This is a genomic window from Hespellia stercorisuis DSM 15480, from assembly GCF_900142165.1.
Taxonomy (GTDB): Bacteria; Bacillota; Clostridia; order Lachnospirales; family Lachnospiraceae; genus Hespellia; species Hespellia stercorisuis.
This window is the reverse complement of sequence record NZ_FQZY01000026.1, coordinates 1-26,118: the sequence shown is the minus strand read 5'-3', so window position 1 is coordinate 26,118 and position 26,118 is coordinate 1. Positions and strand designations below refer to the sequence as shown.

The following is a 26,118-nucleotide window of genomic DNA, read 5'->3' as shown; positions in this document are numbered from 1 at the left end:
AAAATCACGCTGACACTGTATAACCTGTCCGATTCTGGACAAAATACTAGCAGAGGTGATGAATTTGAAGAATGAAGATAAAAACACACAAATGAGAGGTAAGAGTACAACGGTAGGAATCGTCCTCTGCTTTGTCGCAGTGATTGTGATGGTGGGGGCTTACACATTTCGCGCCTCCCAGAATAAGCTGGATGAACAGATTGCGAAGTCGGAGGAGCTGGCAAAAGAGATCACGGAAAACGAAAACAAAGAAGCCAACACAGGAAATATAACTAATCCTAATGAAGGGGCCGACGGGGAAAGCAGCACAGGCGATACATCAAACACAGCAGATACCGTAGAAGAGGAAAGTGTGGCGGAGACAAATGAGGAGTCGGCGGCCACGGCAACTCCGGCAGACTCGCTTTACTTTGACGAGGAAAGCATTCTGGAATGGCCGGCGAGTGGTGCAATTGTTCTGAACTACAGCATGGACAAAACGATCTATGATCCGACGCTGGAGCAGTATCAGTATAATCCGGCACTGGTCATTGGCGGTCAGGTAGGAGAAGAAATTCTGGCGTCCGCAGCGGGAACAGTCGAGACGATCAGCCAGACGGCCGAGACAGGGCTTACGGTTACGCTCAATATGGGAAATGGGTATCAGGCGGTCTACGGACAGCTGAAGGAGGTGCCGGTCCAGCAGGGAGAATACGTTGAAAAGGGCGTGCTGCTGGGATATCTGAGCGAGCCTACCAAATACTATAGTGTAGAAGGTCCTTGCCTTTACTTTGAGGTGCAAAAGGACGGAAATCCGGTGAATCCGGTTGACTTTATGGAGTAGAATAAAAAATCCCGGTTTTCAACGAATTATTGAGGACTGGGATTTTTTTGCGCTGGCAGAAAATATTGTTTTTCCTTTAGTTGTCTGCTATAATTTGACATGGATCTGCGTCTGCATCCACGGTGCGGGCGCAGAATGCTGTGAGAGCGCACTGTGGGACATGCTGTGAGAGTATACCGCCTTCACCAGGGGGCGCCTTCTGATCAATGAGTGGGAAGTGATGTGGGATTATGAACTATACATATATATTAAAATGCGGTGACGGAAGTCTATATACCGGGTGGACGAACAATCTGGAGAAACGAATTATCGATCACAATATGGGAAAGGGCGCCAAGTATACGCGGGCGCGTCTGCCAGTAGTGCTGGCCTATTATGAGGAGTTTGAGACGAAGGCGGAGGCGATGCGGCGGGAGTATGCAATCAAGCATCTGAACCGGGAAGAGAAGCTGAAACTGCTGGAGTCCCAGGCACCGGACAGCGTATGATATGTAAAAAAAAGATGCCGAATCGGAAAAATCCGAATCGGCATCTTTGAATTTATTCGTAAATAGTCAGGAATGATGTATCTTAGTAATTCTCAGCCTTACGCTCGAAGTGAGCTCTTGGATGAGCACATACCGGACAGATTTCCGGAGCTTCATTTCCCTCGTAAATATATCCGCAGTTTCCACATTTCCATCCGAGAGGAGCGTCATCTTTGAATGTCTTGTCAGCTTTGTAGTTTTCCAGCAGCCTGTTGTAGCGTGCTTCATGAGAAGCTTCTACTTTGGCAACGAGTCTGAACTTATCTGCCAGCTCTGTGAAGCCCTCTTCCTCGGCTTCGTCAGCCATGCGGGCATACATCTCTGTCCATTCTTCTCTCTCGCCTGCAGCTGCGTCAGCAAGATTCTCTTCTACAGTGCCAATGCCGTGAAATTCTTTGAACCACATTTTTGCATGCTCTTTTTCCTGTCCTGCTGTCTCCTCAAAGATGTTCGCCATCTGGACAAATCCGGCTTTTTTAGCTGCTGAGGCAAAGTATGTATATTTGTTTCTTGCCTGTGACTCACCTGCAAATGCTTCCATTAAGTTCTTTTCAGTTTTAGTTCCTGCATATTTTGACATATCGTTTTCCTCCTATAGAATAAGTAGACTTATGAAATCTTCCACTGTTTTAGATAAGACAACTACACGGGATGATACGGGGGTGTAGCTGTCCTTCTCTTTGTTGCGGGTAACTGTCAGATCAAAATTATCATTCTGACTTGATATTACAGGCTTTAATTTAAGCGAAATATCTCTTTAACAGACCTTCAAATGCTTTTCCGTGACGAGCTTCGTCTCTTGCCATCTCATGAACGGTGTCATGGATTGCGTCTAAGTTTGCTGCTTTTGCACGTTTTGCAAGATCAAACTTACCTGCTGTTGCGCCGTTTTCAGCGTCAACACGCATCTCAAGGTTCTTCTTTGTGCTGTCTGTTACAACTTCACCTAATAATTCAGCAAATTTTGCTGCATGCTCAGCCTCTTCGTAAGCTGCTTTTTCCCAGTAAAGACCGATCTCCGGATATCCTTCTCTGTGAGCAACTCTTGCCATTGCAAGGTACATACCAACTTCTGAGCATTCACCCTCGAAGTTTGCACGAAGATCCTTCATGATGTCTTCGCTTGAGCCCTGTGCAACACCTACTACGTGCTCTGCAGCCCATACTTTGTCTCCAGCCATCTCTGTGAATTTCTCTGGTCCTACTTTACACTGTGGACATTGAGCCGGTGCTGATTCTCCCTCGTAAACATATCCGCATACTGAACATACCCATTTTTTCATAATTTTAAATCTCCTTTTCTTTTTTGATTAATTTGTTTAACAGTTTTATTTTAACACAGTAGCTATCAAAATAACTATTATGTTAAGAGCATTTTACGATTTTTTAATACAATCTCCACATTTCCCATAAAAAAGTATGGAATGTGATTCTATTAAGCCATCAAAGTTTCTGGAAGCCATCTCATCAATGTGATCGATGCTGTCCATTTTCAAATCGATCATCTTTCCACAGCATCTGCAGTAAAAATGATTATGTGGTTTGACTTCTCCATCAAATCGATCCCCTCCGTCCGGTGTGGAAATTTTAACTGCCTCACCGATATCGGCCAGCAGATTCAGATTGCGATAAACGGTGCCTAAGCTGATGTTGGGAAATTCTTCCTTCACATGCATATAGACGGTATCTGCTGTAGGATGCTCTTTTGTCTTCATTAAATAGGTCTTGATGGATTCTCGTTGTTTGCTGTATTTTAGTGCTGCCAATGGGAACCCTCCTTTGTTTGAAATCAATAACGATAACAGTTACTATAATCAATATAATGGTTTATGGTCATTTTGTCAATACTAAATTCAAAATAATTTAAAAAAGTTTGCGGGAGAATAGATTTCCCGGGAAAGAACAACGGGCGGAGCGGTAAAGCGGATTCCGGATACCCGCATGTCCCGGGATCCTGAAGAAACAGATGTAGTCGAAAACAGTGAAGCATCGGGGATTCGAACCCCGGACAACTATCCTGAAGAAACAGATGTAGTCAAAAACTGACAAAATATTACATAAATGTTAAATAAAAGAAATAGATATAAACAGAGCATGTCGAATGATGAAACCTAAATATAAGGAGCATACTATTGACAATGGCAAAGATGATTGATATAATATCGTTGTAACAAAGTTAACATTTATGTAACATTTAAAACTTCCTACTAAAGATAAAAAAACGCAGGGAGGTTTTATATGAAAGTAACGTATGTGAGACAAAGACTGATTGTGACGGCTGTGGCTGGTGCAATCATGATTCCGGGGAGTGCAATCGTGGCGCATGCAGAAGATGCAGTGACGCTTCCGACGGCAGGAATCGAATCGGTACTAGAGAAGTGCTATTTGGCAGAGGAAGAACATCCAATGGAATTATATCTGGTACCAACTGAACAAGAGGAGTATTCAAACAGGGCGTTTGCTGATACGCAGGATTATATCCTTATTAGAGACGCCCCTTATACAACAAGTGACTGGGCCGGTAAATTATATAAGAACAATGTGGCTGACATTCTGGATACCCAGGGAGCCTGGACAAAGATCTCGTCCGGGACGGTGACCGGATATGTGGAGACAGAGGAATTACTGACTGGTGGAGCGGCGAAGGAGTACGCCGGTGCGAACATCGGGAACACGGCGACAGTCACGGCCTATGTGCTGAACGTCAGGGACGGTCAGAATACAAATGCGAATATATTAACACAAATTACATTAGATGAGAAATATCAGGTTACAGGAGATAGCGTTTCGGGATGGTATCCGGTACAGGTTGGCGATATTGCCGGCTGGGTGTGCGGAGATTATGTGAACGTATCTCCTGATTTTTCTTATGCGGAGTCAAAGCAGGAAGAAGAGCAGAGACTGGCAGCGGAAAAAGCAGAAGCGGAGAAAGCAGCGGCAGAAAAAGCAGCGGCAGACAAAGCGGCGGCAGAGAAAACAGCAGCAGACAAAGCCGCGATGGAGAAAGGTGCGGTGCAGCAGGCAGCAGGAGAAATGTCCGCAGGAGATGATGTGGGACAGGGCACAGAGGAGGCGAGTGCCGCAGTATTGCCGGATCAGACCGGGACATCTGCAGGTCAGGCAGTGATTGATTATGCGTGTCAGTTTATTGGCAACCCGTATGTGTGGGGAGGCACAAGTCTGACAGAAGGATGTGACTGCTCTGGATTTGTTCAGTCCGTATATGCACAGTTCGGGGTTTCACTTCCAAGAACTACCTGGGACATGGAAAGTGCCGGTACGGAAGTGAGCTTTGAAGAAGCAATACCGGGGGATCTGATCCTCTATGATGGCCATGTGGGACTGTATATGGGAGACGGGACGATCGTAAATGCGATTGATTCTGACCATGGAATCGGGATATCGAATGCAACTTTCACATATATTGTGACGGTGCGGCGAGTAATCTAAATAATAATTTCTCGAACGTAAGAACGGGTTATACAAAATATACAAAAATGATTTTTTTCGTAAAAAAAAATCTAAAGTGGAAAATTTAGAGTTTTCAACTTATTCACATTAAAAATTAGAAAAAACGTGGAAAAAAGGACTTTTCCATAAAGTTATTCACATTATCCACATAAAAACATGTGTTTTTGGTGGATTACTTTTGAAAATAAAAGAACGAACGTTTTGTTTAGAAATGACGAAAATAGAATTTTGTCGAAAAAAAGTTGACTTTTGAGAAATCAAAATTTAACTGGAATTGTAGAAACAATTAAAAAAGAAAAGCATGAATAAACTACAATTTCTGATAATTGGTTTTTATGAAGAGATGTTTTTCCTGTCCGTACGATGAGAGACAGGAATGTCTCGGATTGAAGGACGTACGCTGAACAGACAAAGTGTGGACTGTGGATAAGGATGGGTAGATCAACCGTGTCAGGTGGATAAACTGGTTGATAAAATGTGAGAATGGGCTTATAATAAGAAACACGTAAGAATAAAGGAGGATATTGATATGGTACAGATAGCTAAGACGACTACAATCGGCGAACTGATACAGCAGGCTCCGCAGGTTGCACCGATCCTTATGGAAATCGGAATGCACTGTCTCGGATGCCCATCCGCTCAGGGAGAAAGTCTTGAAGAAGCTGCAATGGTTCACGGAATCGATGCAGACTTATTAGTTGAAAAAATTAACGCAGCAATCAATGCATAGTCAGAACCATGCATTATAAAAATCCCGCAGGAGAAATGATTCCCCCTGCGGGATTTTTATGCATTAGAAACGGGCGCCTAGATCTGAGCCAGCTTCTGGATTGCGTTGGAGGAGATCGTGATTTCACAGTGCTCTTCCAAAAAGGCGAGTGTCGCCGGTGTAGCTTTTTCGATTGTACCGTACTCGGAAAGCATGTTGCAAATCTTGTTAAATTCCATGTTGGTGTGACCCGACTGCGTGAGCGCTAAAGTGTAGATTCCATCAGAGACATCCTTGTACAGAGTATTGGAACCCTGATACTGCGGAGCCAGAAGACGGGCTACAACGATGACACTGTCGATGTCCTCGAACGAGAACAGGCGGACATTAAATCCGGAAGTGCTCTCTGCAGAGGTCGGCTTGATGTCGGCGGCAGCGTCTTTCACTTTGTTCAGAAGATTTAAGAAATCTTCCGCACCCTCCAGTTTATTGAGTGGAAGTGGGGTGGAATCTATGTCGTTTGTCGGGGTGAACTTGGAGAATCTGGTATCCAGTTCTTCCGGATCTTCTACTTTGGTAATGATGAGCACCAGCGAATCAGAAGCCGGAATAGCCTCTATCATCAATGGAATGTCTTCTGCGTCGAAGCCAAAGTCGAAGGAGGCCTGCTGCATCATATCATGAAATAAAGATTTTGCTTTCTCTGTTCCGTATGCCAATTCACTGAGCTTAAGCTGTCTTGCTTCCAGGTCGGCCGGAGTTAAGGTACAACGAATCTGATTATCATTTATTTTCTCTATCTTCATATAATCACATCCTTCCTGCTATTAGTATAAACAAAAACAAAAAATATGTAAAGAAAATAAAAATAAACCTTGCAAAGAATCATGGAATTGACTATAATGCAAATACAAGAAGATAGTATTCCGAGATAAATGCTACAAAAAAGGGGGGATACTGTTGAAGATGCACTCTCTCGTGCAGTTAGTTTAATCATTTCAAGTAATCTATTGAGAAATTCAGAAAATCAATTTATCAATGTTCAGAAATCACGAACAAAAAACCAATTAACTTAGCAAATAAATAAAATAGTAAAGTATACATTCACTGTATGTAAACTATCTTCTTGCGACTCTGAAAATATTGGAATACATCACGAAAAACCTTATGGTTCAGAGGAATTATATATTTATCAGGCAGACAGTGATAAAGGAAACGAGAGAAGGAGCAAACTATGTTAGATTTTAACAAAGAAGAGAAATACCAGCAGTTATTTGCAGAACTGGAGAGTTACGAAGAGAAGGGAATCCCGATCAGCATTGAGGCGGAAGAGGAACAGCGGGTAAGTCCTCAACAGGTCGTGGAAACGATTATGGTCAGAGAGAATATGTCACTGATGCGTGAATATATCCTGAATTCCAAAGGAAATATAGAAAAAATAGTCTTTCACAAAATAAAATAGACAGTCAGTTCCCAAATACCCCTCAAGTGCGCGTTACTGTTCACAGATAAATCTGTTCCAGTAACGTCGCCGGTCCATTTTTAAATCATCTTTGATGATGGGACCGGCTCATAGTTATATTTACTTGATTGGCGCATAGCTTGACAGCAGGTGTCAAGCTTGCGTGTGAACAGTAACAAGCGCGCCCATTTTCGTGCGGAAAAAGTCAAATTTTATGATAATGTGTAGAGAAAATGTGATATAATAGTGCCTGACAGGAGGTGCGCCATGGAGGAAAGAAGAAGGAGAGGTACGCAGTCTAATCAGAGAAGAAGACAAAGTACACAACCGGATCAACAAAATCGACGCAGACCGGAGCCAGGAACTGGGAGAAACGGAAGACCAAGTGAGAAAGAACTGAGGCAGATGAGAAGCAGCCGCGCAAGGAAAAGACGCAGAAATCTAATCCTGCGAATGCTGATTATATTCGTTCTTGTTGTTGGTATCATAGGTGGGATATTGTTTTGGATAAAATACGGCCCGTCAAAAGAAATGGCTGATTTGAATCAATATTATGGAGTGTCAAATGACGATGATCTTGCCGTTGTAATTAACAATGAGAATCTGAAGGTCGGAGGAAAGATGATAGACGGAAATCCGTACATCGAGTATTCCGTGCTGCGGGATCGGATCAATGATCGCTTTTACTGGGACTCAAATGAGAACGTTTTACTCTATACATTGCCCAATGGCAACGTATCCGCAGGAGTGGGCAGTAAGGACTATTCTGTAGCAGCAGATAAAAAAAGTGAAGATTATGTAATTCTTAAAACCGAAGGTAAGACGGCATATGTGGCATTGGAATTTGTCCAGAAGTACACCAATATTGATTTTGGTGTGTACAAGGATCCGAATCACGTGATGATTGTAAATGACTGGGGAAAGACGACCACAGCAGAACTGAGACGAAAAACAGAGGTGCGTTATCAGGCTGGCGTAAAGAGTCCGGTACTGACAACGGTGAACAAAGGTGATAAAGTAACGACGATTGAAGTCGAAGGCAAGTGGAAAAAGGTACGTACCAGCGATGGATTTATCGGATATGTAAAGCAGAGTGCTTTAAAAAAAGAAAAGACGGAAACCATTTCCAGGAACTTTGACGAACCGGAGTATACAAGCATCAAAAAGGATTATACCATCAATCTGGCGTGGGACAATCTGGAAAATGAGATTGCCAACAGCGAGGCGACGTCAACACTTGCGAATGCAAAAGGGCTGACCACTGTCTCACCGACGTGGTTTGGAATAGCGGATACAGATGGAAATCTGAGATCTATTGCGGACAAGGATTATGTAAATTATGCACATCAGTCCAACCTGGAGGTTTGGGCGATGTTTCGTGATTTCCATGATGGCCTTGAGACGCAGGAAGATGTATATTCGGTCTTAAGCTATACCTCGAAACGGGAGACGCTTGAAAATCAGGTGGTAGCGGCAGCACTGGAGGCAGGGATAGATGGAATCAATCTCGACTTTGAATTGATTTCAGAGGAATGCGGAGAGAGTTTCGTACAATTCGTGCGTGAGCTTGGCGTCAAGTGCAGGCAGAACGGTTTGGTGTTCTCTGTGGATAATTATGTGCCAATGCCTTACAACGAATTTCGCAATATCAAGGAGCAGGGCGTTATGGCGGATTATGTAGTGATCATGGGGTATGATGAGCATATCGCAGGTTCAGATAAGCCAGGCTCGGTAGCTTCATATGATTATGTGAAAAATGGAATTGAGGATACCCTGAAGGATGTCCCGGCAGAAAAAGTGATCAATGCAGTTCCGTTCTATACACGGCTATGGTCCGTTACATCTACAGGAGTAGAGAGTCTGGATCTGACAATGGAAGGTGCGTCTTCGAGCGTGGCAGCTGCAGGGGCAACCGCAGTCTGGGACGACAAGACGAAACAAAACTATGCAGAATGGGAGTCAGACGGTGTGACATATGAGATCTGGCTGGAGGACAGTGCGTCGATCGAGGAGAAGATGAAGCTGATCAAATCCAATAAGCTTGCCGGTGTTGCAGAGTGGGAGCTTGGTAGTGAGACCCCGGATATATGGGATGTGATTCTTCAGTATGTAAATTAAATGCGAATGAAAACTGCGAAATTGCAGTTGCTTTGAACTGCAGTAAAATTTAATAATGAAAAGAAGTTCCCCGGCATATATTAATGAAAGAATATGTGTCGGGGGAATTTTTTTGAGAAAAAAATGGAAATATATTCTGGGAATGGTCATACTGGCAGGTCTGATTGTTCTGGAGCAGAAAGCAGGAGAAGTATTACTGCAGAATCTGTCTGTAAGTTCAGGTGAGGTGCAGTCTCCGGTCACAGTGGTCATTGATCCCGGGCACGGCTCTTCTGATCCCGGCAAGGTTGGAATCAATGATTTATTAGAAAAAGATGTGAATCTTAAAATTGCAAAAGAAATAAAAAAATTACTGGAAAAAGAAGGAATTACAGTTGTGATGACGAGAGAGGATGACAGCGGACTGGGAAAAAGCAAGGTGGAAGATCTGAAAGCGCGCGTTGCAGTGATCAATGACACGAAACCGGCACTGGCGGTCAGCATCCATCAGAACAGTTATGGACAGGAGGAAGTAAAAGGGGCGCAGACATTCTATTTTACGCACTCGGAAAAAGGAAAGGAGGCGGCGCTGATCCTTCAGGAGAAGTTGTGTGCAATGGATTCCGAAAATCACCGGCAGGCGAAGGCCAACGAAACTTACTACATTCTGAAGCGGACAGAGGTGCCCACGGTAATCGTAGAATGCGGATTCCTCTCAAACCGGGAGGAGGCACAGAAACTGGGAACCGGAGAATATCAGGAGCAGATCGCCCAGGCGGTGTGCAGCGGAATCCATGGATTTATTACAAAAGAAGAATAGGATTCTTGTTTTGTATGTGGTATAATATTGGTCATGAAAACAATAATAAAAACAATCGATAAAAACAGAATAGATAAAAGTACAATTATGCAGGCGGGTGACATCTTAAAGCGGGGTGGCCTGGTTGCATTTCCTACGGAAACCGTATATGGCCTGGGAGCAAACGCACTGGATGAGGAGGCTGCGAAAAAAACGTATGCGGCGAAAGGGCGCCCGTCCGACAATCCGCTGATCGTTCATATTGCGAATATGGAGGCGCTCCCGAAGATCGTGAAACGTATTCCGGAGGATACGTACAGGCTGGCCGATGCATTCTGGCCGGGGCCGCTGACGATGATTTTTGAGAAAAGCGATCTGGTGCCGCTCGGGACGACTGGTGGACTGGAGACTGTTGCGGTCCGTATGCCGAGCGATCCGGTGGCGAGAGAGCTGATTGAGGGAGCGGGAGGATATGTGTCCGGACCGAGTGCGAACACATCCGGGAGACCGAGCCCTACGACGGCCGAGCATGTGAGAGAGGATCTGGATGGAAAGATTGAGATGATACTGGACAGCGGTCCGGTTGAGATCGGTCTGGAATCCTCCATACTGGATATGACGGTTGTGCCGCCGATGATTCTGCGGCCGGGAGCAATCACGAGAGAGATGTTTGAGGCCGTGATCGGACCGGTGGCGGTGGATGAGACGTTGGTGAATGCGGACAGTAAGCAGGCGCCGAAGGCACCGGGGATGAAGTACCGGCACTACGCGCCGAAGGCGAGTCTGATCATTGTGGACGGTGAAGAAGGGGAAGTCGTGAAGGCCATAAGGCGCCTTGCAAAAGAGGGCGCAGACAGTGGAGCGTGCGTGGGAATCATTGCCACGGACGAGACTCTGGGGAAATATGAGCACGGCGTGATCAAAAGCATCGGGACCAGGCAGGATGAGCAGACCATTGCGAAGAATCTGTACCGGGTGCTGCGGGAGTTTGATGATGAGGCGGTCACGCAGATCTACAGCGAGGCATTTGCCGTTGCGGGAATAGGCAAGGCGATTATGAACCGGTTGGAGAAGGCCGCCGGACACCAGCATCTGCAGGCGTCAGAGGTAAACCGGACTGCGGACTAGTGCGGCAGGCGGCGAATGAGCAGAGTGATCAAGGGACGGGATTTTTGAACCCGGCATAAGATAAATACAACACACAAAAGGAGGAGCAACATGGCAAAGGTACAGATTATGGATCATCCGTTGATTCAGCACAAGATTAATTTTATTCGGAGAGAGGATGTAGGCTCTAAGGATTTCAGGACGGCAGTCAGCGAGATCGCATCCCTGATGTGCTATGAAGCGACAAGAGATCTGGAGCTGCAGGACGTGCAGATCAAGACTCCAATCTGTGAGATGACAGGCAAGGAACTGGCGGGGAAGAAGCTGGCGGTGATTCCGATTCTGAGAGCAGGTCTGGGAATGGTGGACGGCATGCTGAGTATGATACCGGCAGCGAAAGTGGGACATATCGGATTGTATCGTGATCCGGAGACACTGGAACCGGTGGAGTATTACTGCAAGCTTCCGGTGGACTGTGAGGAGAGAGAAGTGTTTGTGGTAGATCCGATGCTCGCGACGGGAGGATCTCTTGTGGCAGCAGTTACACTGTTGAAACAGAAAGGTGTGAAGCGGATGAGAGCCATGTGCATTTTGGCGGCACCGGAAGGTGTGAAGGCATTTGAGAAGGCGCATCCGGATGTCGACCTTTACATTGGCGCATTGGATGATCATCTGAATGACCACGGCTATATTGTGCCGGGACTTGGAGATGCGGGGGATCGCATTTTTGGAACCAAATAATCGGTGAGAGAGCGGAGGAATCAGATGTCAGATAAACGTGAAAATTATATTTCCTGGGATGAATATTTTATGGGCGTGGCTATGCTTTCCGGCATGCGATCAAAGGATCCGAGCACACAGGTCGGGTGCTGCATCGTAAGTCCGGAGAACAAGATTTTATCGATGGGCTACAATGGACTTCCCCGGGGATGCTCCGATGATGAATTTCCCTGGGCGAGGGAGGGCGAAGATCCACTGGAGACAAAATATGTGTACACAGTGCACAGTGAGCTGAATGCGATTTTAAATTACAGCGGAGGAAGTCTGGCCGGGAGTAAGCTTTATGTTTCTTTGTTCCCGTGCAATGAGTGCTGCAAGGCAATCATTCAGAGTGGAATCGTGGAGGTAATCTTTGACTCGGACAAGTATGCGGATGAACCGAGCACGATCGCGTCCAAGAAGATGATGGATGCGGCGGGAGTCCGGTATTATCAGTATCATCGGTCGAACAGACAGATTACGATCCGGGTATAAAAAGCCCCTGCTGAGAGGCAGCGTAGCTGCAGGATGTTCATGAGTAAGTAGCAGAGCGGATTGCGAATGTCCGCTTTACCAGAGTGAAAATAAAATGGAAGTGCAGGCGTGTCCGGAATCATACCAGAAGGGCACGCCTGTTTTTTATATCATAGGGTTAAGGTGTCAAAAGGGCATATTGCACAAAAAATGATTTCTTCGTTCCGTTGTGCCAAGCATTCCAATAAGCCTCTGAAACCAACAAGGGTCAGATGCCATTCATAATGTCCGCGAGACGGGCATATATCATAGTGAGGGCATATGTAAGGGAGCGAAGAGATGGAAAGAGTTACGGAGCTGGCTGTAAACTTTATTGTGAGGTCAATTGTTGGGATGGGAATCATTTTTTTGCTGAACGAATTTCTGAAAACACGGGGGATGGACGTGATGGTTGGGCTGAATGCAGCATCGTTTTTGACAAGCGGAACCCTTGGTATTCCTGGTGTGGGACTGCTGTATGGCATTGCGCTGTACAAAATTTTGTGAGTATTTCACAAAAAAGGGAGGATTTAAAAAAAGGTATGGACATTTAGAGAAAGCATGTTTATAATACGACTCACTAGGTATCACTTCTAGATGCTTAGTTCTGGATTAGATCAGAGTTATCAAAGCTGCATATGTGCCATCGTGGTCACAGGCATATGAGTCGCAGCAATTTTCAACACGGAAAAAGTACAACAGCATGTGTTAAGGTGGAATCCACCGAAAGTGGGAGAAGCTTTAGTGCATACGCAGATGCCGGTAAGGGCAGCCTGTCTTCAAAGCATCTGCATCAGGAAGAGAAGAACAGGAGGGATGAATTGCAGCATAGAAATTTTGTGATTTACGACAACGAGGAAATGTACGCCAAGAATTTTATGGACTGCATCTCGACTAGAAAAGAAGTAGCGTTTCAGGTGAGGATGTTTCGGGATGTAGAAAAATTATTGGAGTACAGTAAGGAACAGGTGGTGAATTTTATGCTGATCACAGAGGAATGCCCGGCCGCAGTCAGACAGCAGGTCAGGGCACAGAGAACATTTGTACTAACAAAAGGTGTGTGTACAGACTTGGGAGAAAAGGAGAAGAGTATTTTGAAGTACCAGTCAGCAGATGAAATCCTGGCAGAAATTCTGGAGTCCTGCCTTGAGACAGGAGACAGAGAGCTGGGGCTGACCATGACGAAGGGAGCCGGCGCAGTCATTGGAGTTTATTCACCGGTCCACCGGATCGGGAAGACAAAGCTGGCATTGGCTGTGGGAAAGGAGCAGGCGAAAAATGGACCGGCACTGTATCTGAATCTGGAAGAGTATTCTGGGGCAGAAGCTTATTTCGGAGAGCGTCCACAGCAGAATCTGGCAGACCTGCTGTACTATGCCAGACAGGAGAACGGAAACCTCGGCATTCGGATCAGCACGATGGTGCATCAGGACGGGGAATTGGATTACATCTATCCGATGGAGGTGGCAGGAGATATCCGGAATGTGACCCTGGAGGAATGGAAGGAACTGCTGGAACAGATTGCAGATAAGAGTATTTATGATACCGTGATTCTGGATCTGGGGGACAGTGTACAGGGACTCTATGAGTTACTTATGCTGTGTGACACGGTCTACACTCCGTTTATCGAGGAGCCGGCAGCCCGCGCAAAGATGAGGCAGTACGAGGAGAATCTCATGCTTCTCGGATACCAGGGGATTCTGGAACATACAGTGAAAAAAGAAGTTCATGCGAGAAAAGGGCGTGAAAGGAAAGGCAGCAGCGTATGATTCAGCCGGAAGAACTGCACAGAAGAATCCTGCGGGAGATGGATCTGACAAGGGAAATTGAGGATGAGGATCTGATGGATCTGATCTACCGGATTCTGGACGAGAAGAGCCGGGAGGAATACCTGCCGCTACAGGAGAAGATCGCGCTGGGGAAGGAGCTTTTCAATGCCTTCCGAAAGCTGGATATTCTTCAGGAACTGATTGAGGATGAGGAGATTACGGAGATCATGATCAATGGAACACAGAATATATTTCTGGAGAAGAACGGAAGACTCTTCGAGTCGGACAAGCGGTTTGTGTCCACCGGGAAACTGGAGGATGTGATTCAGCAGATTGTCTCAGAATCCAACCGATTTGTGAATGAGTCTTCACCAATCGTGGATGCGAGGTTAAAGGACGGATCACGTGTGAACGTGGTGCTGAATCCGGTGGCGCTGAATGGCCCGATTGTGACAATCCGAAAGTTCCCGAAGGAGTCGATCACTATGGAACAGCTGATAAAGTGGGAAACCATAAGCCGGGAGGTGGCAGAATTTCTGCAGATTATGGTGAATGCCCGGTATAACATTTTCATCAGTGGAGGAACCGGGTCAGGCAAGACAACATTTTTAAATGCGCTGTCACATTACATTCCCAAGGATGAACGGATTATCACAATCGAGGATAATGCGGAACTGCAGATCAAAGGGGTTCCGAATCTGGTACGGCTTGAGGCGCGCAATGCAAATGTGGAGGGGGCGGGAGCGATCACGATTCAGGACATCATTAAGTCGGCGCTCCGAATGCGGCCGGATCGAATCATTGTCGGGGAAGTGCGCGGGGCGGAGGCAATCGATATGCTGCAGGCCATGAACACCGGGCATCTTGTTTTCCCTTCTTGACTACACTTTCTCCCTCAGAAAAATCACTGTTATTGGTTGCTACTATAGTAATTACTTGCCCCGATTTAAGGAGCATATTTACATCTCCGTTAGCTATAAGTTCAATTCTCTCTATATAGTTGAGTATTCTGTCTCTGTCGATTTCCGTAAAGTTGCGAAGCTCTGCAATAGCTGATTTAATTTCAGCAATCTTATCCGAAACATAGGAAACACTTAATTTGCTAGATTCTTTGTTCTTGATGGTTTCTGTAAGATTGTCAATTTCTTCGGTTATGGTATTGATTTTATTTTTAATACGTTCTTTTGCATTTTCTGAAAGACCACCCTCCGAGAGAGTATCAATTAAGCTATCAATCTGGTTTTCTCTTGAAGATTTCTGCTGTTTGAGTTTTGAAAGCTCGTTACCGTTATTCTGTGATGCCTCGACACACTCTGTAAGAACAGCTTCCAGTGTTTTACATACTTCATTTTGCTGGTCTATGGTCTTTTTGAGTGCCTGTCGTGTGATTTCCTCAAGGTCAGGTTCAGATATCCTATTAACTGGGTTAGTACATTCAGAATGTGATTTAATTACATAAATAGGTTTAGTCTTGGCTCTATCAGAATATCCAAAGTGGTATGGCTTGCCACAGTCAGGGCAAAAAATTTTGCCAGCGTACTTATGTGTTCCTTGGAAACGAGCTTGAGTAGTCTTTTTATCAGGCTTTTCATAAACTGTTATCCTAGTTTGATGAATACGCTGTGCCATCTCGAATAGTTCTGTATCAACAATTTGTAAATCAGGTCTTTCAACCAATACCCATTGTTCTTTAGGTAATTGGATACGTTTGGATTTGGTTTGTCCAGTTCCAAGCTTACTGGTACGCTTGTTAATATAGAATTTACCAATATAGCGTTCGTCTTGAATCATATTGCTGATGGTTCTGGATGATTTTCTGATACCTTCCATTTTCAATGCTTTCTGTATGGAAGCTGGAGTACCGTTACGATATACATATTCCTCAAATATTCTGCGAACGACTTCCGCTTCATCTTCATTAACAGTGATGGTTTTGGTATCACTATGCCAATCATATCCGTATGATTGACAGTCTTTAGCACTAAGTTCCTTGCGTTCACAACGCAGTTCCTGTGTCTTTTTACCGTTAATACTCTGTCTTTTTACATACTGTGCATCAATAGCAAAACTGATGCTGTGCAAAAGTTCAGAACCCATATCCTCAAAATCATGCACCTGATTATCTTCGAGAGTAAGAACTGTGGCATTTTGTTCTACCAAAAGACTTCTAAGCATAAGGGAATTAAGCTGATCACGATTAAGACGAGATAAAGCCTTGGTGATAATTAAATCGACTTTGCCCTCAGATATTAGCTGTAACATTGCATTGTATTGAGGTCTTGTAAAGTCATTCTTACCTGAAATACCGTCATCAACAAATATTCCAACAAGTTGAATATTTGGATGATTAGTAATATATTTTTCTGCCAGAGCTACCTGATTAGAACAAGAGTCTTTCTGACCATCATTGTCTGTAGATACTCTGGCATATATTACAGCGGAAATAGGCTCTGAATTATCAATATTAAGTTTTTGTTTTAGGTTTTCTGCATAACTCAAATACTTTTCCTCCTTAGTTATATTTTAGAAATCCTTCCTGAAGGGAATATATATCTAAATGAATCTGTTCTCTGACTTTGCAAAAATTAGCTGTTCGCCAGTGAATATCATTTAGGTTATGGACAAGAATTAAGTCATATTTATTCTTATTCTTTATAAGTTCCATAAGCTGAATCTGTTCACCGTCATTCTGATGCTCACTTTCGTCAAAGTATTGGTCTATAACAGTCCATTTTGTTTTCTTATTTGTAAAAAGTTTTAGTATATCGTTTTGAACTGGGATAATTTGTTTCATGTCATTCGGTGTACCAAACCTACAACAATAGGTGGCTACTCGTAATGATTTATCAAATGGAGCTTCCGCCCAAGAGAAGTTACCGTTTTCAATAGAATGTACCTGAACTCCCTTTTTTCTAAGTTCCTTCATTACACTCATGCATTTCATTGTGTTTTTTGAAATATGATAGAAGTCCTTTGTAACAAGAACATCATACTTATCAATATCAGACATAAATCTGTCGAACTCTGGTTGTTCACATTTAAGAAGGCTTTTGTCGCAGAAAATATCATTTACAGTAAAGCCCTGAGAAATAGCGAACTGTTCTAAAATATTCAGTTGTTTTTGATTAACTATAGGTCGCTTCTCAGAGCCATCTGTAAAGTGATAAATTGCTGCTATACTTGACATTGCTTTCTTTTAAACTCCTTTATAATATCTTTGACTGCTTCGTATGGTGTAGGGTCACTTATACCACACATATCCTTATGATTTAACATTTCTTCTTTGGTTTTGCGATTTGCTCGCTGCTTGTTTCGTTTCTTCATCTGATTTCCTTTCAGGGCATACTAAATAACTCTTTATGGATAACGGCGACATCCGAGAATCGGGAAACACCGGGTTCATTGAACCGTTAATTCAATTAGGCTGCCTGTACTACAGTGTTGTTGATTTTAGCCACTGCTCTGTCATAAATTTCTTTGTCGATTACTTTGGTTCTCAGTAAATCATTAAGAAGAAGTAATTCTAATGAGATATTGGTTTTTTCTTTCATATGCTACGCCCCCCCTTTCTTCCAAATAATCAATTAGCTTGTCTTTGGTTATTCTTGTAAGTCTACCGACCTTTACAGAAGGGATTGCATTTGCTTTGACAAGTCTTCTTACGGTTGCTGGTGTAACCCCGAGGATTTCTGCTACGGTAGCGACATCAAGAACAGCTGGATATTTTTCTAAAAGTTCATTCATATCGTTCTCCTTTCGTTGTGCTTTAAAGTACATATATGTGCTTTAAATATATTATACATCTTTTTATGGACTTTGCAAGCACAAAATTGTGCTTTATGCAAAAAATAAGTGCTTTTAAATTACTTATATGTGCTTTAAATATATATTTCTTTTGGATTTTGTGGTATGATGAGCATGGTTTTATATACAAATAGAATGATATTTGAGGTGATGGATATGGCATTGATGGTACACAATCCCTTTGGTCAGGATGCAGCTGATTTTAATGAAGAAACTTCTGCTGAACGCATTGGGCGAAGAATCCGTGCGATAAGAACAGAAAAAGGCATGTCTCAGGCTGAATTAGGACAAGCATTGGGATTAACTGCTGATAGAATACAGAAATATGAGAATGGTGCTAGGAAGCCCAAGTTTGATATGTTAAAACAAATTGCTTATGTGCTTGGTGTGGAGACCATAGCTTTAATGGACCCAGTGGTATCTAATTACATTGGTGCTATGTTTGCGTTCTTTGAAATGGAAGACTTATATGAATTAGAGGTAAAAAAAGAAGGCGCTAAGTATTCAATACAGTTTGGTAATGGCTTCACTGGTACTATGAATGATTATTTGAAAGAGTGGTATGACGAGCGTGAGACAATAAAAACTCGTTTAGAAATTGCTACTCCCGAAGAAAAGGAAGCTATTTTAGCAGAATATCATAATTGGGAAAGAACATTTCCAAAAGCTCTTACAGATAGAACAGCAAAAATGTTTCAAAAGAAACGAATAGAGAGTACGATTGCTGAATTACAAGAGAAACTTGAGAAGCTTGATGATAAAGGAACAACTGAATAGGAGAGTAATGTAATGGCATTAACGGATACACAAAAAAGAGAAGCTGCAACAAAATTTTATAACGACTGGCATGGAATTGGTGATGAAAAAAGTGATAGCCAGAGATTTTGGATTGAGTTTTTTACAAACGTACTTGACGTTGAGGACGTGACACAAAAAATTATCTTTGAAAAAAGAGTAATTATTGATGGTCAGACTAAATTTATTGACGTGTATATTCCTGAGACAAGGGTATTAATTGAACAAAAGAGTATCTCAAAAGAATTAGACCAGAAAATACCACAATCTGGAGGACTTATGATGACACCATTCGAACAGGGTAGGAATTATGCTCATTGGATGTTACCTGATGAAACTCCACTCTGGATTGTAGCTTGTAATTTTAAATCTTTTGAAATTCATGATATGAAAAAACCACAAGACCCACCGATAACCATTATGCTAGAAGATGTTAGAGATAAACTCTCACAATTTGATTTCATGTTTAAGAAGGAAGTAAAAGAATTATCTCATGAAATGGAAATATCAGTAAAGGCTGGACAAATTGTCGGGATACTATATGATAAATTGTTAGCACAGTATATTAATCCTGATGAAAATTCATTAAAAAGTCTTAATGCATTATGTGTTCGATTGGTATTTTGTTTATATGCCGAAGATGCTGGAATATTTGGCTCAAAAATGATGTTTCATGATTATCTTGAACCAATACCAGTAACAGGAATGAGGAAAGCTCTTGTAGAACTTTTCAAAATACTTGATACAAAAATAGAAGATAGAGATAAATATCTTGCAGAAGATAATCCTGCTCTGGCAGCTTTCCCTTATGTGAACGGTGGATTGTTTGCTGATGAGACGATTGAAATTCCTCCATTTAATGAGGAAATCAAACACTTATTACTGGTAAAAGCAAGCTCTGATTTTGATTGGAATGATATTAGTCCCACTATCTTTGGTGCAGTATTTGAAAGCACTTTAAATCCTGAAACAAGACGTTCTGGAGGTATGCATTATACCAGCATTGAAAATATTCATAAAGTGATTGACCCATTATTCCTGACAGAACTTAGAGAGGAATTTGAATCCATTAAAAATATCACTGTTGTAAAAATTAGAAAAACTAGACTTCAGGAATATAGAGTTAAGTTATCAAAGATAAATTTTCTCGACCCAGCTTGTGGTTCAGGTAATTTTTTAACTGAAACATATTTATCTATAAGGAGACTAGAAAATGAAGCATTGAAAGCTTTTTCAGATGGACAGATTTCATTTGGTGATGAAAAATACAACCCTATTCTAGTTTCAATCGGACAATTTTATGGTATAGAAATAAATGATTTTGCTGTTACTGTTGCAAAAACTGCGTTATGGATTGCAGAATCACAAATGTTGAAGGAAACAGAAGATGTTGTTCATATGAGCATCGATTTTTTACCTTTGAAATCGTATGCAAACATTATAGAAGGAAATGCTATTGAAATTGATTGGAATAATGTAATACAAAAAACATCGCTACACTATATAATGGGAAATCCACCATTTGTAGGTAGCTCTATAAAGAGTAAAGCAGATGCACAGAAACGTGATAAAGCTTTGGTATTTGGTGATAAACAATCAGGTAAACTCGATTATGTGTCTTGTTGGTATCAAAAAGCAGCGGATTATATACTTGGTACATCAATAAAGGTGGCTTTTGTATCTACGAACTCAATTACTCAGGGCGAACAAGTACGTCCCTTATGGGAAAATCTATTAAATAGTGGTATCAACATAAATTTTGCATACAGAACTTTCGATTGGAAGAGCGAAGCTGCTGATACTGCCCATGTACATTGTGTAATCATTGGATTTTGGGTACGAAGTGAACCACATAAATATCTTTATGAAGATGACATCTGTAAAGAAGTTAATCATATAAATGGATATTTAGTTGATGCCCCAGACTTTTATATTGAATCGAGAGGAAAAGCTCCTGAAGGAATGCCCAAACTAACTCAGGGAAATAAGCCTTGGGATGATGGCGGACTAATATTATCTGAAGAAGAGCGTAAAGAACTTATCGAAAAATATCCTCAATTGGACAAATATATAAAGGTGTATTTGGGTTCTAAAGATTTTATAAATAACATTAAACGGTATTGTTTATGGCTGGTCGATGCTGAACCATGTGACTATATTAATATTCCTGAAATCAAGGAACGATTCAAAATTGTATCAGCAATCAGGTCTGCATCCCCAACAGTAGCCGTTCAGCAACAGGCAAATACACCATATCTCTTTTCGCAAATACGACAGCCTGATAGTGATTATATACTTATACCAGAAACGTCAACATCTGCAAGAAGGTATATACCAATGGGTTTTATGAGTAAAGACGTTATAGCTAGTAATTCTGTTATGACTGCAATGAATGCCGATTTATATCTTTTTGGTGTTTTGGAATCAAATATACATATGTCTTGGGTTCAGACTTTGTGCGGTCGAATGAAGAGTGATTACCGATATTCTCCAGCACTTTATAATAATTTCCCTTGGCCTTCACCTACAAAGGAACAAAAGGAAAAAATAATCAAAACTGCTCAAAACATACTTGATATGCGTGCTAAATATCCCAATAGTAGTTTGGCAAATTTATACAATCCAGATTCAATGCCTAAACCGTTGTCAGATGCACATATTGCAAATGATAGAGCTGTTATGCAAGCATATGGTTTTTGGGGGAAGTTAAATACAAAATCAGAATGTATTGCGGCACTTATGAAAATGTATCAAGAAAAACAGAATGAACAATAAGCTGTTATAAAACGCATAGCCGTTTTAAAGGAAATAGATAGCTGTCGTAAATAACACTAATATTGTTGTAAAGGAGATGGCTTTATGGAAGCTCTTATAGGTTTGATTTTATTGTTATCAATGATTGCAATTCCTGTCACGTTGGTTATCTTTCTGATTACTTTTTTCAGAAAAAAACCTTCAAAGAATAAATGGGCAATCGCCTGTATTGTTAGTGTGATTTTATTTGTTGTTTGTATGCTGACAGGTGGTAATGATGCTTCAACAGCTACCACTGATGATACTTCGGACAAAGTTGTTAGCAGTGAAGAAAACAAAACGGAGAAGACAGAGGAAACTGTGAGCCAAGAAAATGAGGAAGCATTCAAAGTTAGTGATACAAATGCAGAAGTTGCAGACATTGCAGACATTGATACAGGACTGATTGAAGCATTACTGGAAGCTGGTTATAGTGTGGAGCAGTCAACAGAAATTCAGCAAATTTTGAATACTGTAGGAATTACAAGTATAGAAATTGAGAATATGACAGGCGAAGCCCAGAGTGGATTAAATTCAGTAGTTTGTTATCCCAATGGATTAACAGATAGAAACAGGCGGTTCAATTTCACTACTGATAATGGAAAGATTTTCTATGCGGGATTCTTAGATGAAGATTTGTATGATGCTGATAAGGGCGGTTATTTAAAATCATACGATGATGTTCACGTCCCAGAAACAAAAGTTGACTTAGCTACATTTGATGAATTGCAAATACTGGCTGTTGAAGATGTTAAGCAGAATTTGAATTATCCAAACACAGCAGACTTTGATAGTTTTGCATGGGCAGTTGGTCGAAGTGATGATGAATATAAAATCATCGGAACAGTATCAGCTAAAAATGCGTTTGGAGTAAAAGATGATATTCATTTTGGCGTATGGTACAAGAAGAATGGCGAAGCATTTGATTTTGTGGGAATGGAATTTAACGGAGCAAGAGTGCGATAACGCAAGAATGCTAGGATTAACCTATATGCACGACTTATTGACTTTAGCTTCCATAAGTCGTGCACTTATTATTATGTCTGTAAAGAAGAATCTTTGGTAAGTATAAATGAGGAAAGCTATACGATTTTCACGATAGCCAAATATTTATAAATTGTAGACCTTGCACACCCCATAACCCTTGCAAATTCAGCAATATTAAGCTGGTTGTCCTGATAAAGCTTATAATACTTCCAGAACTTCTCAGGGAGATTATCGCTTGTGGTTTCAGGTCTACCGATTTTCTTACCTTTAGATTTTGCATTCTTCATACCAGACCGTACACGCTGGCTGATAATATTCCGTTCCATTTCTGCAAAGACACCCATCATTTTAAGCATACCCTCCGTCATTGGGTCAAGTTCATCAGAGGAACAATCACATATAAAACTGCCTAAAACGAGCTTAATATGCTTATTTTTAGCCACTTCTAATATATCAATGAGGTCTTTTGTTGACCTTGTAATTCTGCTCAATTCAGTAGCGACTATTGTATCTCCTGAAACAATTAAATCAAGTAGTCGGTTAAATTCCACACGATTTCTGTCAGTACCATGAGCATATTCAGTAAAAATGTTTGCTTTATCAACCCCAACAGAAATCAGTTCTCTTTCCTGTCGAGCAATATCTTGTTTGGTTTCATCAGTGGAACATCTACAATACCCGTATATCATAATAATCATCTCCTATAGTAATGAAAATCAACTTAAGTAAATCTGCTTATAATACGCAGAAAGGATCAATATGTACTTACCAGAAAACACTATCTCAGTACACGTTTTTCAAAAGTTCGGCTTCCCAATAGTTTTATATGCTAGAAATAAATGGGAGCAAACGCAAATAAATTATCTTGAAAGCAATTATCAAAAGAATCAGTTTAATACTCTTGTTATTGCCAAATGGTCTCAGAATCACCATATACCATATAAAATATTTTATCCCAATGTCTTATCAATCATTACTAAGCCTGTAGTATTACATAATTTTATTTATATGAAGATAAGAGGATTTTAATCAAATCATGATATGTTCCGATTGATGTAATGTATGAGAAAAGGTATGTTTATTTTCTACAACATATTTGCATAGGTATATGGCTAATATCGGTGAAAAATAAGTGTATGAGAAAACACTTGGTTTCTTATACATTAATTTTAAAATAAACTATTGCATTTTACGAAAGGGTGCGTTATTATATACCCAACCCTATAACACACAACCTTTTACAGAAGGAGATTTACTCATGCAAAATCAAATTTTTTTACAAGACCAGTTACAAAAGATTTTAGACACTAGAGCTAAAGCAATAGGAATTACTACATCAGCATTTATTACAGATTTTCTTACTCAGTCGTTTAAAGATGAACTTAACGGCATACCTGATAAGTCATATATTGACTTATATACGGAGCTTAGAGAAGCTGTAATAGGATACAAAAATACCTTGAAGTCAGGAGATAAATTTACGCTACGTGATGTTGATTATTACAAGAATCTCAGTGCTACAACAGTCTCAGGCACACATTCCATTCCAGCAGCTACAAGAGCTAGGCTCGGAAGAAGCCTTAATGAAGATATCCGCCTAAATAAATCACCAGAATTTGCAGATGTAAAAAGAGCTTTAACAAAAAGTGGGAAGCCAGCATTCAGTAAAGCCAATAACACAAGTGCTGCTATTTATGAAAAGATATAAGCATGAGGGCGGTAGAAATACCGCCTTTTTATTCTTCTCCATACTGACATTCTATTTCTATGATATCAGCATCACATCCGAACCCTTTCCACATTTTGTCATTATTCAATAATTCAATCAGCTTTGTTCTAATGGGTTCACTATCGGTTGCATCCTCAACATCAACCATTACAGTTGCAAGGGGTCTAACATCTAATTCATTTTTGAAAATAATTTTTATTTTCATATTATCTCACTTTCTCTAAAAATTACTTACGGAAATGGCTTAATGTGACATTTTAGCCAAATCCGCAGAACACGACTGCATACTCCATATTAAAAATACGAAGCCAGCAATTACGATAATAATCATCATAATATTACAACCTACATTTCTTCGTTCATCACTGTCCATGCTATTCCACTTATCAAAGAAAGAGCCTATCAATGGAATGATAACAAAGCGAATCAGTGGTATAGCGACCTGAACAAGCAACCATAAAAGCAATAGATTTGTTTTTGGAGTATAGAACATCTCTGATGACATTGCTACAAAAAATATGCCTGAACCAATCATTACCCATCTGTTAGCTTTATCAAATAAACTATTTCTCAGGTAGACAAATCCGCCACTCATGATAACCACAACTGGAACACCATAAAACAGCAATATACTGAATAATCCGACTATTATTAGAATAATCCAATATAGTATATTAGCAACGATTTCATGGTTAATTCCACCCGATATAGTTGCAGAAGAAGTTGCCCATGATGATACAGTATCAAAAGAATCAATCATATAGGTCTTTACCCAATTACTAAATACAACAGCTTCATTTCTAAAGTAATTGGATGAAACAGCCTGAATAGCAAGCCAGACAATACAAAAAATGAAAATTATAACGTGCCACATTTCCTTCGCAACATATTCAGAAGCATAATATTTTTTATGCTTCTGAATGGATGATTTGCAAATACTTTGGATATGTTTGATTTCTAACTCCTTGGCTTGTTTTAAGGAAACAATGGTAGTAGCTATTTTATTTTCAGCTAATTTGTCAATTTCTTCTGTTTGCTCTCTCAAAATCCTTTCGTGTTCATCCCTGAATGCTTCGCCAGCTTTTCTTGCTTTTGAAGCTGCAACATTATCTTTGAAACAACGCTTCTCTATTTCGTTGGCTCTTTCATTAGCAGTCCTAACTTTCAGATTACAGTCTGCAATAAGGTTAGCTTCTCGGATCTCAGCTTCCCTTTTATTGCTAACGAGAATATCCTGAGTGGCTGTGAGCTTTTCTTGTAACTCTTTCTGCACGTTTCTCAGCATCAATCCGTTGCTGTTCCGCAATTCGTCGTTGCTCTGCGATAGTGATTGATTGATTTTCTGTGTCGATGACAGTTCGGTTCTGAGTGCGGTTATCGCTGATTTCAGTTCTAATATCTCTGACGAGAGTAGTTGTATCTTCGTCTGGTCTTCCTTCCGACCTTCCATCAGCAACTGGTCTCTCTGTTCTGTCACTTGTCTCAGTGCTTCCGACTGCTTCTGCAACAGTTCCAGTTCCTTGGATTGCAGATTCGACTTCTGCATAATACTTGTCGAGTTGTTCTTCTCTTTCACGCTCTCTATCAGCTTTGGCTCTGGCGAGTCTGATTTCATTTTGTCTTTCAAATTCATTTAACAATGCCTCCTTACTAATATCATAATCTCTCGGAATCTCTAAGCCAGTAAATTCAAGGCTTTCAGATTCCTTTTTTATTAAAATCCCCCACTTTTTTGCCCAAAATACTTGACAACTTCGTCGAAAAATGCGGCGCTTCGCGCCTATTGATTAATAAATACCGTTCGTTTGCGGGTGGTACACATTTTTCGATTGGAGGCGATTTTTTGTTACCTGTTAACTGTGGCAGTCATACTGACTACCAAAACTTTATTTTTGAAAATTTACGCAAATACTATCCTAATCCTGATTCCATTGCACGTTCTACATGGGATATCATCGACCGTTTTTGGAACCT

26 protein-coding genes and 2 pseudogenes are annotated in these 26,118 nt (G+C 41.3%); 17 read left to right on the top strand and 11 right to left on the bottom strand.

All coding sequences use genetic code 11. From position 1 onward, the window contains the following. Positions 1 to 58 precede the first annotated feature (58 nt). Together BUB85_RS10005 and BUB85_RS10000 are read left to right on the top strand one after the other, a co-directional pair. Positions 59 to 823, top strand: a complete 765-nt coding sequence (locus tag BUB85_RS10005) for a M23 family metallopeptidase (protein ID WP_073109488.1) — start codon at positions 59 to 61, stop codon at positions 821 to 823. Positions 824 to 1,053: 230 nt separating this feature from the next. Continuing rightward, the gene (locus tag BUB85_RS10000; protein WP_073109484.1) at positions 1,054 to 1,311 is read left to right on the top strand and encodes a GIY-YIG nuclease family protein; all 258 of its coding nucleotides are present in this window, start codon (positions 1,054 to 1,056) and stop codon (positions 1,309 to 1,311) included. Positions 1,312 to 1,393: 82 nt separating this feature from the next. On the opposite strand, the gene rbr is transcribed toward BUB85_RS10000, so the two are convergent. From rbr to BUB85_RS09985, 3 genes are all read right to left on the bottom strand, one after another. Further along, entirely contained in the window at positions 1,394 to 1,930 is a 537-nt protein-coding gene (gene rbr / locus BUB85_RS09995) for a rubrerythrin (RefSeq protein ID WP_073109482.1), read from the bottom strand. Positions 1,931 to 2,090: 160 nt separating this feature from the next. Next, a complete protein-coding gene (locus BUB85_RS09990; RefSeq protein WP_073109478.1) occupies positions 2,091 to 2,633 on the bottom strand; it encodes an NADH peroxidase in 543 nt (180 codons plus the stop codon). A gap of 93 nt (positions 2,634 to 2,726) precedes the next feature. Beyond that, a complete protein-coding gene (locus BUB85_RS09985; RefSeq protein WP_073109475.1) occupies positions 2,727 to 3,116 on the bottom strand; it encodes a Fur family transcriptional regulator in 390 nt (129 codons plus the stop codon). A gap of 472 nt (positions 3,117 to 3,588) precedes the next feature. Between BUB85_RS09985 and BUB85_RS09980 the strand changes: the two genes are divergently transcribed. Next, complete coding sequence (locus BUB85_RS09980) at positions 3,589 to 4,800, top strand: C40 family peptidase (RefSeq protein ID WP_073109470.1); 1,212 nt, start codon at positions 3,589 to 3,591, stop codon at positions 4,798 to 4,800. Positions 4,801 to 5,350: 550 nt separating this feature from the next. Then, positions 5,351 to 5,551, top strand: a complete 201-nt coding sequence (locus BUB85_RS09975) for a DUF1858 domain-containing protein (RefSeq protein WP_073109465.1) — start codon at positions 5,351 to 5,353, stop codon at positions 5,549 to 5,551. A 77-nt stretch (positions 5,552 to 5,628) separates the two neighbouring features. Here BUB85_RS09975 and BUB85_RS09970 read toward each other — a convergent pair whose 3' ends face one another. Next, positions 5,629 to 6,336 carry an adaptor protein MecA gene (locus BUB85_RS09970; protein ID WP_073109461.1) on the bottom strand — a complete coding sequence of 236 codons (708 nt, stop codon included), beginning with the start codon at positions 6,334 to 6,336 and terminating at the stop codon, positions 5,629 to 5,631. Between the two features lie 428 nt (positions 6,337 to 6,764). On the opposite strand from BUB85_RS09970, the gene BUB85_RS09965 reads away from it, so the two are divergent. The 9 genes and pseudogenes from BUB85_RS09965 to BUB85_RS09925 all read left to right on the top strand — a co-directional run. After that, the gene (locus BUB85_RS09965) at positions 6,765 to 6,992 is read left to right on the top strand and encodes a hypothetical protein (RefSeq protein ID WP_073109458.1); all 228 of its coding nucleotides are present in this window, start codon (positions 6,765 to 6,767) and stop codon (positions 6,990 to 6,992) included. A 267-nt stretch (positions 6,993 to 7,259) separates the two neighbouring features. After that, positions 7,260 to 9,110 carry a glycosyl hydrolase family 18 protein gene (locus BUB85_RS09960; RefSeq protein WP_073109454.1) on the top strand — a complete coding sequence of 617 codons (1,851 nt, stop codon included), beginning with the start codon at positions 7,260 to 7,262 and terminating at the stop codon, positions 9,108 to 9,110. A gap of 112 nt (positions 9,111 to 9,222) precedes the next feature. Further along, the gene (locus BUB85_RS21170) at positions 9,223 to 9,909 is read left to right on the top strand and encodes an N-acetylmuramoyl-L-alanine amidase (RefSeq protein ID WP_073109568.1); all 687 of its coding nucleotides are present in this window, start codon (positions 9,223 to 9,225) and stop codon (positions 9,907 to 9,909) included. 33 nt (positions 9,910 to 9,942) lie between these two features. Beyond that, positions 9,943 to 10,998: pseudogene (locus BUB85_RS21165) on the top strand (L-threonylcarbamoyladenylate synthase); the annotation flags it as partial. 108 nt (positions 10,999 to 11,106) lie between these two features. Continuing rightward, on the top strand, positions 11,107 to 11,736 hold the full coding sequence (gene upp, locus BUB85_RS09945; RefSeq protein ID WP_073109451.1) for a uracil phosphoribosyltransferase: 630 nt from the start codon (positions 11,107 to 11,109) through the stop codon (positions 11,734 to 11,736). 24 nt (positions 11,737 to 11,760) lie between these two features. Beyond that, positions 11,761 to 12,249: a deoxycytidylate deaminase gene (locus BUB85_RS09940; RefSeq protein ID WP_073109448.1), complete on the top strand. Its 489-nt coding sequence runs from the start codon at positions 11,761 to 11,763 to the stop codon at positions 12,247 to 12,249. Positions 12,250 to 12,567: 318 nt separating this feature from the next. Then, positions 12,568 to 12,774 carry a pro-sigmaK processing inhibitor BofA family protein gene (locus BUB85_RS09935; protein WP_073109446.1) on the top strand — a complete coding sequence of 69 codons (207 nt, stop codon included), beginning with the start codon at positions 12,568 to 12,570 and terminating at the stop codon, positions 12,772 to 12,774. 314 nt (positions 12,775 to 13,088) lie between these two features. Next, positions 13,089 to 14,036 carry a P-loop NTPase family protein gene (locus BUB85_RS09930; protein ID WP_143160697.1) on the top strand — a complete coding sequence of 316 codons (948 nt, stop codon included), beginning with the start codon at positions 13,089 to 13,091 and terminating at the stop codon, positions 14,034 to 14,036. Next, positions 14,033 to 14,899, top strand: a pseudogene (locus BUB85_RS09925) (CpaF family protein); the annotation flags it as partial. The gene BUB85_RS09930 and the pseudogene BUB85_RS09925, both read left to right, overlap by 4 nt. On the opposite strand, the gene BUB85_RS09920 reads toward BUB85_RS09925, so the two are convergent. The 4 genes from BUB85_RS09920 to BUB85_RS09910 form a co-directional block, all read right to left on the bottom strand. Next, positions 14,835 to 16,535 (bottom strand): recombinase family protein, encoded by a 1,701-nt coding sequence (locus tag BUB85_RS09920; protein WP_073109442.1) that lies wholly within the window; start codon positions 16,533 to 16,535, stop codon positions 14,835 to 14,837. The pseudogene BUB85_RS09925 and the gene BUB85_RS09920 overlap by 65 nt on opposite strands. 13 nt (positions 16,536 to 16,548) lie before the next feature. Continuing rightward, on the bottom strand, positions 16,549 to 17,223 hold the full coding sequence (locus BUB85_RS09915; RefSeq protein WP_073109439.1) for a recombinase family protein: 675 nt from the start codon (positions 17,221 to 17,223) through the stop codon (positions 16,549 to 16,551). Then, the gene (locus BUB85_RS21475; protein WP_159434637.1) at positions 17,211 to 17,360 is read right to left on the bottom strand and encodes a hypothetical protein; all 150 of its coding nucleotides are present in this window, start codon (positions 17,358 to 17,360) and stop codon (positions 17,211 to 17,213) included. The genes BUB85_RS09915 and BUB85_RS21475 overlap by 13 nt, the downstream gene beginning before the upstream one ends. Before the next feature lie 183 nt (positions 17,361 to 17,543). Beyond that, complete coding sequence (locus BUB85_RS09910) at positions 17,544 to 17,780, bottom strand: helix-turn-helix domain-containing protein (protein ID WP_073109436.1); 237 nt, start codon at positions 17,778 to 17,780, stop codon at positions 17,544 to 17,546. Positions 17,781 to 17,996: 216 nt separating this feature from the next. Here BUB85_RS09910 and BUB85_RS09905 point away from each other — a divergent pair, with 216 nt between their 5' ends. The 3 genes from BUB85_RS09905 (at position 17,997) to BUB85_RS09895 (ending at position 22,394) form a co-directional block, all read left to right on the top strand. Next, on the top strand, positions 17,997 to 18,617 hold the full coding sequence (locus tag BUB85_RS09905) for a helix-turn-helix domain-containing protein (protein ID WP_073109434.1): 621 nt from the start codon (positions 17,997 to 17,999) through the stop codon (positions 18,615 to 18,617). Positions 18,618 to 18,629: 12 nt separating this feature from the next. After that, on the top strand, positions 18,630 to 21,410 hold the full coding sequence (locus tag BUB85_RS09900; RefSeq protein ID WP_073109432.1) for a DNA methyltransferase: 2,781 nt from the start codon (positions 18,630 to 18,632) through the stop codon (positions 21,408 to 21,410). 84 nt (positions 21,411 to 21,494) lie between these two features. Continuing rightward, the gene (locus BUB85_RS09895; RefSeq protein WP_073109429.1) at positions 21,495 to 22,394 is read left to right on the top strand and encodes a hypothetical protein; all 900 of its coding nucleotides are present in this window, start codon (positions 21,495 to 21,497) and stop codon (positions 22,392 to 22,394) included. Positions 22,395 to 22,510: 116 nt separating this feature from the next. Here the strand turns inward: BUB85_RS09895 and BUB85_RS09890 are convergent, their stop codons facing one another. Continuing rightward, entirely contained in the window at positions 22,511 to 23,104 is a 594-nt protein-coding gene (locus BUB85_RS09890) for a recombinase family protein (RefSeq protein ID WP_073109425.1), read from the bottom strand. A 569-nt stretch (positions 23,105 to 23,673) separates the two neighbouring features. Here BUB85_RS09890 and BUB85_RS09880 point away from each other — a divergent pair. Beyond that, positions 23,674 to 24,123 (top strand): hypothetical protein, encoded by a 450-nt coding sequence (locus tag BUB85_RS09880; protein ID WP_073109418.1) that lies wholly within the window; start codon positions 23,674 to 23,676, stop codon positions 24,121 to 24,123. 28 nt (positions 24,124 to 24,151) lie between these two features. Here the strand turns inward: BUB85_RS09880 and BUB85_RS09875 are convergent, their stop codons facing one another. Further along, positions 24,152 to 24,349, bottom strand: a complete 198-nt coding sequence (locus BUB85_RS09875) for a hypothetical protein (RefSeq protein WP_073109416.1) — start codon at positions 24,347 to 24,349, stop codon at positions 24,152 to 24,154. 39 nt (positions 24,350 to 24,388) lie between these two features. After that, positions 24,389 to 25,777: a DUF6040 family protein gene (locus tag BUB85_RS09870; RefSeq protein WP_073109413.1), complete on the bottom strand. Its 1,389-nt coding sequence runs from the start codon at positions 25,775 to 25,777 to the stop codon at positions 24,389 to 24,391. Between the last annotated feature and the right edge of the window lie 341 nt (positions 25,778 to 26,118).